The sequence below is a fragment of the Williamsia sterculiae genome, assembly GCF_900156495.1.
Classification (GTDB): Bacteria; Actinomycetota; Actinomycetes; order Mycobacteriales; family Mycobacteriaceae; genus Williamsia_B; species Williamsia_B sterculiae.
Genome location: NZ_FTNT01000006.1, coordinates 113813 through 127646, shown reverse-complemented (window position 1 = coordinate 127646; position 13834 = coordinate 113813). Strand labels below are relative to the sequence as shown.

General features: G+C 66.9%; 14 protein-coding genes, 1 tRNA gene and 1 pseudogene. 12 read left to right on the top strand and 4 right to left on the bottom strand.

Translation table 11 applies throughout. From position 1 onward, the window contains the following. Nucleotides 1-146 precede the first annotated feature (146 nt). Complete coding sequence (locus BW971_RS11450) at nucleotides 147-995, top strand: aldo/keto reductase (protein ID WP_076479621.1); 849 nt, start codon at nucleotides 147-149, stop codon at nucleotides 993-995. A 76-nt stretch (nucleotides 996-1071) separates the two neighbouring features. Here the strand turns inward: BW971_RS11450 and BW971_RS11445 are convergent, their stop codons facing one another. Next, nucleotides 1072-2397: an alpha/beta hydrolase gene (locus tag BW971_RS11445; protein ID WP_234974363.1), complete on the bottom strand. Its 1326-nt coding sequence runs from the start codon at nucleotides 2395-2397 to the stop codon at nucleotides 1072-1074. Between the two features lie 179 nt (nucleotides 2398-2576). On the opposite strand from BW971_RS11445, the gene pgm reads away from it, so the two are divergent. The 3 genes from pgm to BW971_RS11430 all read left to right on the top strand — a co-directional run bounded on the left by pgm (nucleotide 2577) and on the right by BW971_RS11430 (nucleotide 5227). Next, nucleotides 2577-4226, top strand: coding sequence for a phosphoglucomutase (alpha-D-glucose-1,6-bisphosphate-dependent) (pgm, locus tag BW971_RS11440; RefSeq protein ID WP_076479619.1), 1650 nt, complete (start codon nucleotides 2577-2579; stop codon nucleotides 4224-4226). A 148-nt stretch (nucleotides 4227-4374) separates the two neighbouring features. Next, nucleotides 4375-5097 (top strand): DsbA family protein, encoded by a 723-nt coding sequence (locus tag BW971_RS11435; protein ID WP_076479617.1) that lies wholly within the window; start codon nucleotides 4375-4377, stop codon nucleotides 5095-5097. A 57-nt stretch (nucleotides 5098-5154) separates the two neighbouring features. Beyond that, nucleotides 5155-5227: transfer RNA gene (locus tag BW971_RS11430), tRNA-Ala, on the top strand. A 211-nt stretch (nucleotides 5228-5438) separates the two neighbouring features. Here BW971_RS11430 and BW971_RS11425 read toward each other — a convergent pair. Next, on the bottom strand, nucleotides 5439-5849 hold the full coding sequence (locus BW971_RS11425; RefSeq protein WP_076479615.1) for an ester cyclase: 411 nt from the start codon (nucleotides 5847-5849) through the stop codon (nucleotides 5439-5441). A gap of 92 nt (nucleotides 5850-5941) precedes the next feature. On the opposite strand from BW971_RS11425, the pseudogene BW971_RS22235 reads away from it, so the two are divergent. The 3 genes and pseudogenes from BW971_RS22235 to BW971_RS11415 form a co-directional block, all read left to right on the top strand. Next, a pseudogene (locus BW971_RS22235) lies at nucleotides 5942-6115 on the top strand (TetR/AcrR family transcriptional regulator); the annotation flags it as partial. Beyond that, nucleotides 6116-6565 carry a TetR family transcriptional regulator C-terminal domain-containing protein gene (locus BW971_RS11420; RefSeq protein ID WP_234974362.1) on the top strand — a complete coding sequence of 150 codons (450 nt, stop codon included), beginning with the start codon at nucleotides 6116-6118 and terminating at the stop codon, nucleotides 6563-6565. Between the two features lie 65 nt (nucleotides 6566-6630). After that, on the top strand, nucleotides 6631-7098 hold the full coding sequence (locus BW971_RS11415; protein WP_234974361.1) for a polyketide cyclase: 468 nt from the start codon (nucleotides 6631-6633) through the stop codon (nucleotides 7096-7098). A gap of 77 nt (nucleotides 7099-7175) precedes the next feature. On the opposite strand, the gene BW971_RS11410 is transcribed toward BW971_RS11415, so the two are convergent. Continuing rightward, a complete protein-coding gene (locus BW971_RS11410) occupies nucleotides 7176-7664 on the bottom strand; it encodes a CGNR zinc finger domain-containing protein (RefSeq protein WP_159441853.1) in 489 nt (162 codons plus the stop codon). 121 nt (nucleotides 7665-7785) lie between these two features. On the opposite strand from BW971_RS11410, the gene BW971_RS11405 reads away from it, so the two are divergent. The 4 genes from BW971_RS11405 (at nucleotide 7786) to BW971_RS11390 (ending at nucleotide 12002) form a co-directional block, all read left to right on the top strand. Beyond that, on the top strand, nucleotides 7786-8685 hold the full coding sequence (locus BW971_RS11405; protein WP_076479609.1) for an arginase family protein: 900 nt from the start codon (nucleotides 7786-7788) through the stop codon (nucleotides 8683-8685). Between the two features lie 43 nt (nucleotides 8686-8728). Beyond that, entirely contained in the window at nucleotides 8729-9220 is a 492-nt protein-coding gene (locus BW971_RS11400; RefSeq protein WP_076479607.1) for a hypothetical protein, read from the top strand. A 182-nt stretch (nucleotides 9221-9402) separates the two neighbouring features. Continuing rightward, the gene (locus BW971_RS11395; RefSeq protein ID WP_076479605.1) at nucleotides 9403-10644 is read left to right on the top strand and encodes an LLM class flavin-dependent oxidoreductase; all 1242 of its coding nucleotides are present in this window, start codon (nucleotides 9403-9405) and stop codon (nucleotides 10642-10644) included. Then, nucleotides 10641-12002: an NtaA/DmoA family FMN-dependent monooxygenase gene (locus tag BW971_RS11390; protein ID WP_076479603.1), complete on the top strand. Its 1362-nt coding sequence runs from the start codon at nucleotides 10641-10643 to the stop codon at nucleotides 12000-12002. Before BW971_RS11395 ends, BW971_RS11390 begins: the two co-directional genes overlap by 4 nt. A gap of 50 nt (nucleotides 12003-12052) precedes the next feature. Here BW971_RS11390 and BW971_RS11385 read toward each other — a convergent pair whose 3' ends face one another. Continuing rightward, a complete protein-coding gene (locus tag BW971_RS11385) occupies nucleotides 12053-12895 on the bottom strand; it encodes an NmrA family NAD(P)-binding protein (protein WP_076479601.1) in 843 nt (280 codons plus the stop codon). Nucleotides 12896-12984: 89 nt separating this feature from the next. Here BW971_RS11385 and BW971_RS11380 point away from each other — a divergent pair, with 89 nt between their 5' ends. Next, nucleotides 12985-13713: a TetR/AcrR family transcriptional regulator gene (locus BW971_RS11380; RefSeq protein ID WP_076479599.1), complete on the top strand. Its 729-nt coding sequence runs from the start codon at nucleotides 12985-12987 to the stop codon at nucleotides 13711-13713. Nucleotides 13714-13834: the final 121 nt, after the last annotated feature.

Sequence of the window (13834 nt, the reverse complement as noted above, 5' to 3'; positions counted from 1 at the left end):
GAGAGGTTGTCTGTCATTCGCACGCGCGACGCTGACCAGCGCCGACGCTGCCATGGAATTCAACCCCCCACGAAGGTGTTGAACCCCTCTGTGCCCAGGGGAGACACCGACCCCGGACTACGACGTGACGAGGAGAATTCAGCCACATGACGACAGTTCCGACCATCACCCTCAACGACGGTCATCAGATCCCGCAGCTGGGTTTCGGTACGTTTCAGATCGAGCCGGATCAGACGGCCGATGCCGTGCGTGAGGCGCTCGAAGTCGGGTATCGACACATCGATACCGCCGAGATGTACGGCAACGAGGCTGAGGTCGGTGCGGGTATCCGCGATTCCGGTGTGCCTCGCGACGACATCTTCATCACCAGCAAGTTGAACAACGGTCTGCACCGTCCCGACGACGCACGTAGGGCGTTCGACGAGACGTTGCAGAAGCTGGGTGTGGACACCATCGACCTCTTTCTCATCCACTGGCCGTTGCCGACCCGCTACGACGGTGACTACGTGTCGACCTGGAAGACGTTGATCGACTTCAAGAACGAGGGTCGCGCCGCGTCGGTGGGTGTGTCGAATTTCCAGACCGATCACCTCGATCGGTTGGCTGCGGAGACCGACCTGGTGCCCGCGGTCAACCAGATCGAGGTGCACCCCTATTTCACCAACGAGTACGTGCGGGCCCACGACCAACGGCATGGCATCGCGACCGAGGCGTGGTCGCCGATCGCGCAGGGAGCCGTGCTGGACGACCCGGTGATCGGCGCGATCGCCGAAAGCGTCGGTAAGTCACCGGCTCAGGTGGTCTTGCGTTGGCATCTGCAGCGTGGCGACATCGTCTTCCCCAAGTCGGTCACCATCGAGCGGGTGAAGCAGAACTTCGAGCTGTTCGACTTCGAGCTCACCTCGACCCAGGTCTCGGAGATCGCCGAACTGGACAAGGGTGAAGACGGCCGGACCGGTCCGAACCCGGACTCCTTCGACTACATCCCGTCCTGACGACCCGACCGGACGCCCGGCGCCTGTCCATGCGGCCGACGCCGGGCTCCGGCGTTCTCGGATGTTTCTGACGTGGTCAGCGGAGCGCGCTCATGAGCCACGGCAACACGTCGACGAATGCGTTCGCCCCGTAGGCCCAACTGTGTCCGCCCGGCGTCCCGCGGAACACCGTGCGGATTCCCACCCGCGCAGCGGTGGTGGACAGTGAGTGCGCGGCCCGGATCTGCGGGGTGCTGCCACCGCGCGGCGAATCAGCCCAGCGGCCCTCGGACTGGAACCACCCGTTGAGTCGACCGTCGTAGTTTCCGTGGCGGACCATCACGGTGGTCGGGTCGAATCGGTCGAGGGCCGCGGAGTTCCCACCGAACAGCGCCCGCACGCTGCCGGCGTGGTCACCCGCGTTCGGGACCAGATCGCCGGAGATGTCGGCGAAGGCTCCGAACATGTCGGGGTGACGCACCGCGAGATCCACCGCGCAGGTGCCCCCCATCGACCAACCCACGACGCCCCAGTGCCGCGCGAACGGCGACGCACCGAAGTGGGAGATGACATAGGGCCGCACCTCGTCGACGACGTGGGTGTCCACATTGCCGCGTGGACCGTCCACGCACTCGGTGTCGTTGGTCAGGCTCCCGGTGGGGTCGATCAACACCATGATCGGCGCGACGCCACCATGTGCCGACGCGTACCGATCGGCGGTCGCCGCCGCGTTGCCGCTGCGTACCCAGTCCTCGGGTGTGGTGACCACCCCGCCGATCATGATCACCGCGGGGAGCGCGGTCGGCCGAGGCGTGTGGAACCATGCCGGCGGCAGGTAGACGTATTCGGTGCGATGCCGGAAGTGACTGCGGTTTGCCGGGACGGCGATGGGCACGATGACCCCGGTGGGCGTGTTGGTGCCCTGGAACGCGACCAGCTTGGCCGGCGACGTCTGGTGCGGCAACGGCCCGGCGGTCAGCCCGTCCCAGGCGCGGTCGACCGAGGTGTAGTACCCCGACCACTGATCGGCGGCCAGCGCGACGCCGATGGCGACCAGCGGTAACGCGACCACCGTCAGCGTGCGTCGCCACCAGCGTGCGCTGCGCCAACCCACCACGGCGAGCAACAGACCGGCCGCCAGAGCGCCGGCGAAGAACCAGAACGTGACCGGCGCGGTCTCGGGCATCCAACCCTGGGTGTCGAGCCAGAACCACGCGCCTGCACACACCGCGCCACCGACGCTGACCGCCATGGGAATCCAGAACCAGTGCCTGCCATCGTCACTACGTCGCCCCAGCGCAACCACCAAGGCGAACACCGCCAACGCCTCGAACGCAGGACTGAACCACCCGTGGAGCAGGGAAATGTCCAGCGGGGGCGCCGTGGACACCGTGCCGGGCGCACCCACCGTTACGGTGTGCACCTGCCAATGATGCCCGCGCCGCCTGACACGTTGCTGTGAAACCCGGTTCGATGCCGAGTCGTGATCGCCCGGGCCCGGGTGGCCGGGGTCGAAGGTCGGCCCGACGGCTGACCGAGGTGGCAGAATCCGGGTGGAGACGGCAACGGGCCACACCGGAAGCGAGAGAGGACCATCGCAGGATGACTCATGAACGCGCGGGAACACCGGCACTGCCGGAAGACCTGATCGACGTGGCCGCGGTCGAGGACGCGTACTACTCGTTGCACCCGGACCCCGCCGACCCCGGTCAGCGCGTGACCTTCGGCACCTCGGGACACCGTGGCTCGAGTCTGGACACGGCGTTCAACGAAGACCACATCCTGGCCACCACCCAGGCCATAGCGGAGCATCGCACCGCGGCCGGGATCACCGGTCCGTTGTATCTGGGCCTGGACACCCACGCCCTCTCCCGGCCCGCCTGGCGGACCGCCATCGAGGTGCTCGCGGCCAACGGCGTCCGGGTGGCCGCCGAACTGGAAGGTCGCTTCACCCCGACACCTGCGGTGTCGGTGGCCATCCTGACGCACAACGCGAGCGCCGAGGCGGTGGGGGATCAGGCGGACGGCATCGTCGTCACCCCGTCGCACAACCCGCCGAGGGACGGTGGCTTCAAGTACAACCCACCCAATGGCGGGCCCGCGGGCAGCGACATCACGTCCTGGATCGCCGACCGCGCCAACGAGCTGCTGGCCGACGGATTGACCGGGGTACAGCGCGTTCCGTTCGACGAGGCCGTTGCCTCGGATCTGGTGTCGAACTTCGACTTCACCGCCCACTACGTCGACCAACTGCGGTACGTGGTGGACATGGCGGCCATCCGCGACAGTGGGGTACGTATCGGCGCCGACCCGCTGGGCGGCGCCTCGGTGGGCTACTGGGCCGATATCGGCTTCATCTACAGCCTGCAGAACCTCAGCGTGGTGAACCCGACCGTCGACCCGACGTTCGGGTTCATGACCCTCGACGGTGACGGCAAGATCCGGATGGACTGTTCGTCGCGGTACGCGATGGCGTCGCTGATCTCGGCGCGTGATTCCTACGACGTGGCCACCGGCAATGACGCCGACTCCGACCGGCACGGCATCGTGACCCCGGACGGTGGACTGCTGAACCCCAACCACTACCTCGCGGTGGCCATCGATTATCTGTTCACCCACCGCCCCCAGTGGTCGGAGAACGCCGCAGTAGGCAAGACGCTCGTCAGCTCCTCGATGATCGACCGCGTGGTCGGGGGGTTGGGGCGGCGTCTGGAGGAGGTGCCGGTCGGATTCAAGTGGTTCGTCGACGGACTGCTCGACGGCAGCATCGCCTTCGGCGGGGAGGAGAGCGCGGGAGCGTCGTTCCTGCGGTTCGACGGCACGCCGTGGTCGACGGACAAGGACGGCATCATCATGGCGTTGCTGGCCGCGGAGATGATCGCCACGACCGGCAAGACCCCCTCGCAGCGCTACGCCGAGCTGGTGGCGCAGTATGGCGACCCGGCCTACGCGCGGATCGACGCGCCCGCCACGCGAGAGCAGAAGGCGGTGTTGGCCGAGTTGTCGGCCGATCAGGTGCACGCCACCGAGTTGGCGGGCGAACCGATCACCGCGATCCTCACCGAGGCGCCGGGAAACCATGCGCCTCTCGGCGGGCTGAAGGTGACCACCGAGAACGCCTGGTTCGCGGCGCGGCCGTCGGGAACCGAGGACGTCTACAAGATCTACGCCGAGTCGTTCAAGGGGCCGGAGCACCTCGCCAAGGTGCAGCAGGAGGCGCAGCAGTTGGTGGACGCCAGTCTGCAGGGCTGACTGGGCGCCCGTGTCGGGGCCGCGCGGTGGTGGTGCGGGCGTGGGCAGGGTCGAACCTGGTAGAAATGCGACCCGACAGTCGGGATGACCCGGTGGCCCGCGAGCCCGCGTCCCGATCACCGCGAGCGAAGAAGACGACACCACTGTGATGGCCAGAGATCGACACCAGCCCCGACCCACGTCCAGCACCGCCACCTACATCCTCGGTGGGCTGGCGGCGTTGGTGATCGTGGGGCTGGTGATCGGTGGTGTGATCTGGAACAACCAGCGCGGCAAGGGTGAGGTGGACGAGAACGTGTTGGCGCAGAACGCGGCGCTGATCGTCGGTGATCAGCAGGCTCCGGTGACCGCGGACGTCTTCGAGGACTTCCAGTGCCCGTACTGCAAGCAACTCGAGGCGGCCTCGGGTCAGGCGATGGTCGACGCCGTGAAGGCGGGCAAGCTGCGCATCCGGTTCCACCTGTTGACGTTCCTGAACTCCCAGTCCGGCTCGGGTGACTACTCGTCACGGACCGCCGGCGCGGCCCTCTGCGTTGCCGAGGGTGAGAACCGCGACGTGTTCTGGAAGTTCCACACCTCGTTGTTCGCGCAGCAACCGGCCGAGCACTCCACCGACCTCGACAACAAGCGGATCGCGCAGATCGCGACCGACTCGGGGGCACGTCCGGCGACCTCGACGTGCATCGTGGACGGCGCGAAAGTCGGGCAGGCGAACAAGGCGGCGCAGCAGTCTCAGATCCAGCTCGACAAGGCTCTCAACGGACAGGGTGGGACCCCGTCGGTGCTCGTCGCGGGCAAGCCCGTCGAGAACATCCTGGACGGGCCCCAGTGGATCGACGGGCTGCTCACCAAGGCGAGCACGGCGGGTTGAGCGATTTGGTCGCGCCTCCGGCGATGGTGTAATTTCGACCGAGTCCGAAAAGGACGCGGGGCTATGGCGCAGCTGGTAGCGCACCACACTGGCAGTGTGGGGGTCAGGGGTTCGAGTCCCCTTAGCTCCACTTCGATGGACAGGTCAGACAGGACCTGACTTCCCCTGTTTCGCCGATCTTTGCACTGTCGGTATGTCTCGGCCGTCATCAGCAACCGATCCGACTCGCGGCACAGGCCCGACCGTAAGTAGCGAGCCGTCGGCGCAATCGCCGGACCACAGGCTGGTGTTCGTCGACCTGACGTAGTCGGGCCAGACCATCGACACTCGCTGAGACACCTCTACGTCAACTGATCCCGCAGTGACGCGGGGTCGAGATACTGGCGGTCGTCGGTCACCTTGCGGTCACTGTTGAACACGAGGACCTTCGCGTAGTGCAGCTCGAAGTGTGCACCCGGCGAATGGCGCGCCAACGTCTGACCCAGGAAGGTGAGGTCCGCCTCCGAGCTTCCGGTTCCGATGAGCTCGTAGGCCACCGCATCGTCTGAGCTGTACACCGCGCGGACCTGCTCCCGGTAGTCGGGGAAGGCTTCGAACCACGCGCGACTCCAGGTCAAGGTGTGTTCGACACCGAGGTGAACCGTCGGTGTCAGCTGGAACCGATAGTCGTCAGCACACGAATGCAGCCACTCGTGCCAGCGCTGATCGGTCCAGGACTGGTGTACCCGACGTTGTAGAGCAATAAGATCCATCGTTTACCTCTCACCCGCTCGCTATTTCTGCGAACGGTAGAGCGATGCAACGTTCCCGTCAATAGCGGCCATCTGTCAGCTATTGTGGTGATATGCCTCGGAGCAGTGCGACAGACGCGGCCCTGACCCGCGAACGAATTCTCCGCGCGGTTGTGGACTGCGCATCGCACGAGGGGTTGAGCCACGTCAGCACGCGGTCCATCGCCCGTCGGGTAGGGCTGAGCAGCTCGGGTGTCCTGGGTCCCTTCGACTCTCGTGAGTCGTTGTTGCACGAGGCGCTCGACGTGGCGGTGGGGGAGTTCGTGGAACAGGTCGTGACGCCGAGCCTGGGTCACCGCGTGGGTCGTGCCCGACTGGACGCGATTGCTGAGCGGTGGACTGCCTACCTCACGGACTGTCCCTTCCCCGGTGGGTGTGTGATGACCGCTGTCTCCGTGGATCTGGACGGGCAGCCCGGTGAGCTGCGTGATCGTGCACGCGCGGCTGTGAAGCACTGGCGAGCGTTCCTGGTCGATCAGTTCCGCGCGGCGGGGCGATCCGATGTTCACGCCGTGGACGACGCCGTGGCGCTGATCGGGATCGCCATGGCAATGAATCAGGAGGTCCAACTAGTCGGCGAATCGGACGCCGCGCTGGAACGCGGGCGACGCATGATGCGATCGATCATAGAGCGCGACCGAACGGGCTCACCGAACGAGAGGCGTCTGACGACATGAACACTGCGGCAAGGTCATCCGCGACATCCGGCTGGACCAGCCGGTTGAGCGGGACCGTCTGGGGCGTGACGCACGACGAGATCTTCATGCACTACCCCTGCGATGACCTGGTGAGCGACCCTGACATCGAGGCCTGGCGCGGTGTCTCGGTCGCCGCCCGACCGGAAAGGGTCTGGCCATGGGTCGCGCAGATCCGGCTGGCGCCGTACTCGTACGACTGGATCGACAATTTCGGGCGACGCTCACCCCGTGTGCTGCGTGGTCTTCCCGAACCGGCCGTCGGCGACTCGTTCACCGCGAGTGGCGGGCGACCGCTGGGACGTATCGTGGCCGTGGAACCCGGTGTCCAGCTCACAGCGACCATTCTGGGCGTCCTGATGTCGTATGTGGTGGTCCCCGACGGTAGCTCGACTCGATTGTTGCTCAAGGTCGTCGCTGAACGTGGTCGGTTGTGCGCGCGGCCGCTGATCCTGGGTGACCTGGTGATGGCGCGCCGACAGCTGTTGAATCTCAAGCGGTTCGCCGAAGAGTGAGGTGTTCGGTGCTCCAGCCCGGTCGACCCGCGGATCCGTCATGATGCGCACCCTCTGATCGGGAGGCCCTCCGGCCCTCACCGACCGTCGCCACGTGCGCGGTGGTCGCGGACGCGGGTGCGATTGAGGCAGGTCGTGGAGCAGTATCGGCGGTGCGCGCGTCCCCCGTCGTCGATGAAGACATCGACGCAGTCGGCCGCTCCGCACACGCCGAGACGGTCCCACCCGACGAGCCGCACGGCGTCGAGTGTGGTCGCCGTGAATCGCGCCAGCAGAATGCCCGCGACGCTCCGCGCAGGGGAGTGCCACCGCAGATCGCCGGCGAGCGTGAGCCGCGGTTGAAGACGCGTGCGCGCCAACAGCGCGTTCAGTCGTTCGGCGCGATCCGGCGCGTCGAACACCTCCCACACCTCGTCGGCAGCCGCTTGGACGACGGCATCGTCCGGCAGCCACTCGATATCGCTGAGCGGGGCCGGGCGCTCGCGCGCTGTGGCAAGAGGTATTCGCGCGCGTCCGTTGACGATCCTCGTAAAGGAGTCGAACGGAATCGAGTCAACCCGGTCCATGATGCGACGGTAGCGCGAGGCGCCGCAATCACACATGTAACCCAAATTAGCTGAATTGCGGTTACCCTGTCTGCAGTCCGCGGCCGACAGCGGTGAATGGATCAACAGGAGGTGATCGACGATGAGCCTTCGGATCATCGGGGTTCCCGACAGCGCCGGTGCGTACTGCGTCGGAGTGGAGCACGCCCCGGCTGCGTTACGTCAGGCCGGGCTGATCACCGAGATCGTCACTGCGGGAGGGACGGTGCACGATGCGGGAGATCTCACGGTCCGCCGATGGCGGCCCGATCGCGTCTCGCCGCGCGCGCAGAACGTCGATGACGAGGTGTCATCGCTGCGTGAGGTGTCCGATGCCGTCGCCGACGGCTTGACGGCGGGCGACCGTGTGCTCGTGGTCGGTGGTAGCTGCACCGTCGCGGTGGGCGTCTGTGCGGCGCTCGATCGAGTGGTCGGAAGGGCGCGTCTGGTCTACATCGATCGGCACCTGGACCTGAACACGCCGTCGTCGACGGAGGAGGGATCGCTGAGCTGGATGGGTATGGCACATGCGTTGAACATTCCCGGAGCCGTGCCCGAGGTCGCCGGCTTCGCCGGACCGACGACCATCCTCCGCCCAGACGATCTGGTCTATCTCGGTGTCCAACCTTCGGCGACAACGGAGTGGGAACGTGCACAGCTCGATCGCCTCGGGGTGGCGTTGATCGATCAATCCGAGCTGGTCGCAGCTCCACACCACGCGGCTGCCTCCGCAGCGGAGGTGCTGTCGCCGGGGCCGTTCGGTGTGCACCTGGACGTCGACGTACTCGACTTCCTCGACGCTCCCCTGGCCGAGAACGTCAATGGGCGAAACACCGGTCCGACCCTCGAACAGCTCGAACCTGCGCTCGACGAACTCTGGAGCCGGGATGGCTGCAGAGTGCTCTCGATCGGACAACTCGTCCCGGCGCACGCCGAATCCGACCCCACCGTTCTGCCTCGCTTCGTGCAGATGCTCGGTCGAGTGCTCCCAGAGTCGTCGTGAGCACAGGCTGGTGGTCTCGACCGCCCGCTGACATCGTTGCGTGATGTGGACTCGCAACACCTCATCCGCTCTGGTGTCTGCCGTGGTACTCGCGGTCGGTGCATCGTTGCTCCTCGCCCCGAGTGCCTCGGCGCGGCCGGTCACGCCCGATCCGGTGCAGCTACCCAACGGCGTGTCGTCACCTGGCAACCGCACCGAGCATCCGCTCACCCCGCCGTTCTCGCCCGTCCAGGTCCCACGTCCCATCGTGACCGGTGGCGATGGAGTCTCTCGGGTCGTCGTCTACCGCGCCTATCCGTTTCTGGCGCCGTGGCTCCACACCGCGATCGGGCGCAATCCCTGGGAGGTACAGGGCGCCGCGCGCCTCACCTTCGTCGACCCGATCGGTGGACGGACGGTGGTGGTGAATCCGAACGGGCATTGTGACTTCACCGACGGCCGGTCTGTCGGCCCCGGGACACCACTGCGCCCGATCGTGGTCGACACCGGCGGTTTCGCGGTCACCATCGAGCCGCGGTTGCACCGGCCGGGCTGAGAGGCTTTTCGAGTCGCCGCCCGTCGCCCGAACGAGGTGCGGTGGGTGGGTATTCCGCGGAGATCCCATCCGAATCGCCGTGACGAAAACTCTGGCAGGCGAGCGCTCTCCATCGTTACCGTCGGTCCGGCCGTCGTAGGGCGACCACGCCATCACTACGGCCGACAAGAAGGAGTTCGGTTGTGCCCTCGTCACGGCAGATCCATCTGGGAGTCGCGCTCGACGGTGCCGGGTGGCATCCGGCCGCCTGGCGAGATCCCCACTCACGGCCACGTGAGCTGTTCGCCGCCGAATATTGGGCGGACCTCGCCGCCACCGCCGAACACGGGTTGCTGGACTTCGCGACGATCGAGGACACGCTCGCATCACCTGGCCCGCCCGGGGCGGCGTCGGAACCCGCCCCGACCGATCGGGTGCGGGCACGCCTCGACGCGAATCTCGTCGCGGCTCGAATCGCTCCGACGACAACACGTCTCGGCCTGATACCGACGATCACCACCACCCATACCGAACCCTTCCACGTCTCGAAGGCACTCGCGACGCTCGACTACACGTCGCGAGGGCGCGCGGGATGGCAGGTCAGGGTGTCGCCGTCTACCCAAGAGGCCGGTCACTTCGGTCGGCGCCAGATTCCCGAGCTCGACTTTCGCGATCCCGCATCACTGCTGGCGGCGCCGGTTCCGGAATTCGTGACCGATCTGTTCGCCGAAGCTGCCGACTTCGTCGAGGTGGTGCGCCGGCTCTGGGACAGCTGGGAGGACGACGCCGAGATCCGCGACGTGGCGACCCGGCGGTTCATCGACCGCGGCAAGCTCCACCACGTCGACTTCCAGGGCAGGTTCTTCAGCGTGCGCGGTCCGTCCATCACGCCGCGACCGCCGCAGGGGCAGCCGGTCGTGACGGCACTCGCGCATCGCGACTTCGCCTACGAGCTCGCCGCGCGGACGGCCGACCTGGTGTTCGTGACCCCGGGCCGGGAAACTGCGGCCGAACTGCTGACCGAGGTGGGCACCGCTGCCGAACGCGTCGGCCGCGCCGGCGAGCCTCTGCGGGTCTTCGCCGACGTGGTCGTCTTCCTCGACACCGACGAGCAGCGAGGCGAGGCACGGCTCCGCCGGCTCGATGACCTCGCAGGCCATGCGCTGACCTCCGACGCCGTCGTCTTCGCCGGCAGCGCGGCCGAACTCGCGGATCTGCTGGCCGTCTGGTCCGAGCAGGGAGTCGACGGCATCCGCTTGCGACCCGGCGTGGCCGTCGACGATCTCACCGCAATCTCGTCGAAGCTGGTACCGGAATTGCAGCGTCGCGGCCTCTTTCGGACCGCATACACCGCCTCCTCGCTGCGCGGTCTGCTGCGTCTGCCCGTCGACGTGCCCAATCGCTACGCGGCGACAACATCGAACGGAGTACAACCAGCACGATGAGTACCCCCAAGAAGCAGGTCATCCTCGGCGCGTATCTGGGCGGAGTCAATCACCACACCGCGTGGTGGCATCCCGAGGCCGGCAGCCAGATCGACTTCGATTCCTTCGAGCACACCGCGCGCACCGCGGAGCGAGGCAAGTTCGATTTCTTCTTCCTCGCCGAAGGGCTCGCTCTTCGCGAACGGGCGGGCGAGATCTTCGACCAGGACATCATCGGCCGCCCCGACACCCTGACCGTCTTGGCATCTCTCGCCGCGGTCACCGAGCACCTCGGCCTCGCGGGAACGATCAACGCCACCTTCAACGAACCGTACGAGCTCGCGCGCCAGTTCGCGACGCTCGATCAGCTCTCCGGTGGCCGCTCGGCGTGGAATGTGGTGACATCCTTCGACGCCTTCACCGGCCAGAACTTCCGCCGCGGCGGGTTCCTGCCGCACGCTCAACGCTACGAGCGCGCCGAGGAGATGGTGGCGGCCGTCCGTGCGCTCTGGGACTCCTGGCGCGACGACGACCTCGCAGCCGACCCTGAGCGCGGACGGTTCGTGGCGCGACCCGACGCGGGAGCGTTCGATTTCCACGGTGACCAGTTCGATATCCGTGGCACCTTCACGGTTCCGCGGAGTCCACAGGGACGGCCGGTGTTGCTGCAGGCCGGCGTGTCGCCGCAGGGGCGAGATTTCGCCGCCGCGAACGCCGACGCCATCTTCTCGCCGTACGGCAAGTTGCCGGAAGCGGCCGAGTACTACCGGGACGTCAAGGCGCGTGCCGTGGCGTCGGGCCGCAGGCCCGAGGATCTCAAGATCCTGCCCTCCGCGAGCTTCGTCATCGGCGACAGCGAGGAGGACGCGTGGGATCGCTACCGGACGATCCGCGACGAACAGGTCACCGGCCAGACGGCACTGATCCTGCTCGAACAACTGTGGAACCGCGACCTGTCGGCGTATGACCCCGAGGGGCCGATCCCCGAGATCGATCCTGATCCCGACGCCGCGCCGATCATCCAGGGTCGAGCGTTCCTGTACCAGGACCGATTCGATACCGCGGCGCGACTGCGTGAGGTATCCGAGCGTAAGAAGTTGTCGCTTCGCGAGACCGTGGCCGACCAGTTCGAGCGCGGCCCGCTGATCGGTACAGCCGCCCAGATAGCCGAACAGATCGATACTTTCGTCCAGAACGACGGCTCCGACGGATTCATCGTCGGATCACATCTCGTGCCGTCGGGCCTCGACGAGTTCGTCGATCGGGTGGTGCCGCTGCTACAGGAGCGGGGTGTGCTGCGCACCGACTACGCCGGAAGCACCCTGCGCGACAACCTGGGGCTCCCGATCCCGGCTGCCGCGGCTCCGGCCACACCCTAGGCGACTCCACACATCCGTCGGGAGCGACCTTCGACCACCGGTGCGCAGCGTCACGCCAGATGGTCACGCACCGTCTGCGGCTCGCGGTCGATCAGACTGCCCAGCAACGGATCCGTCCCGGCGAAATAGCCGCCCTGCGCGGCCTCGTACATGCCGAGGAGGAACCGCGCCATCGGTTCGGGGGATCCCGCGCCCACCTGGCCCGCGACCCATTCGTCGGGGTCCACCACATCGAATCCGATGGTGCGGCCGGTGGTCTCAGAGGCGATGTCGGCGATCTCGGCGAATGTGGGCGCCGCGCCTGCGGTGATGGTCGTCGGACCGTCGTACGCCCCGGGGGAGAGCAGGATGGTCGCCGCCGCGTCGGCCGCGTCGGTGCGCGAGGTCCACGAAACCGGCCCTTCGGCGGGGACGATGATGCGGCCCGTGTCACGCCACGGACCGAGCAACCAATCGAGGCTGTGCAGGTAGAACCCGTTGCGGAGCGACGTCCATGGCAGTCCTGACTCCGCCAGCAGTTGTTCGGTGGCGGCGTGGTCGCGTCCTGGCTTGAACGGGGTGTCGGTCGCGGCACCCTGATGACTGGTGTACAGCACACGGCCCGCGTCCACCCGGACCGCCGCATTGATCGCTGTTCGATGCAGCGACACGGCGTCGGCGGACGGGTCGTTGGACGAGACGAGGAGTAATTGGTCGGCTCCCTCGAAGGCCGAGGGCAGCGACGCGGCGTCCCGGTAGTCGCCGTACCGGACCGTCACTCCGCGATCGGCGAGATGCTGCGCCTTGGCGGTGTCGCGCGTGACGACGGTGATGTCGCCGGGCGGCAACTGCTGCAAGAGGCGTTCGGTGGTGGCGCCGTTGAGGGCACCGGTGGCACCGGTGATCACGATCATGAGGATGCTCCTAAGGTGTTTCCGACGGAATCAATCAGATGGTATCATTGATATCAATGCTGTTATCAGAATGGCGTTATCGTTGATATATGACACCTACGACGGGCACCTCACGGGATCGGATCCTCACCGCGGCCGCCGCGTTGCTGGACGAGGGTGGACAGGCCGCGATCACCACCCGTGGCGTGGCCGAGCGCGCCGGTGTGCAAGCGCCGACGATCTATCGGTTGTTCGGTGACAAGGAGGGGTTGCTCGACGCGATCGCGGAGCACGTCATGGCCGCTTTCGCGGCCGAGAAGGCGGCGGCCGTCACCGCTGATGCACCTGCTGACCCGATTGAGGACCTACGTCGGGGTTGGGACATGACGATCGGTTTCGGCGTGTCCAACCCGGCGCTGTTCGCACTGCTCGCCGATCCCACCAGGGGGCGGGATTCTCCTGCCGCACAGGAGGGGATACGGCTACTCGCCCAGCGGGTACATCGCGTCGCGCTGGCGGGGCGGCTCCGGGTCGGCGAGGGCGAGGCCGTGGAGATCATCCATGCCGCGGGGACCGGCGCGATCTCGACCATCATCGCCCGCTCGGAGGGCAATCGTGATCTGCGTCTCGCCGACGCGATGTTCGCGGCCACGCTCGACCAGATCCTTACGCGTGCGGACGAACCGGCCGGAGTGACTTCTGACCCGGACCGTAGCCACGCGATTGCGCTGCGCGCGCGAGTGGAGAACGTCACCGCGCTCAGCCCCGGCGAACGCGCGTTGTTCGCCGAGTGGCTGGACCGCATCATCGGCGCCGAGGCATCGCAGCGCACCTGCTGACGGTGCGGACGGCTCGTCGGGTTGTCCGTGAATACCACCTCCGCGGGTGGTCCGATGGGGTCGGAGCTGGTCCGCCAGCCATCATATGGTTAGGCTTTCCTAAATCGTCGGCGTCGACATC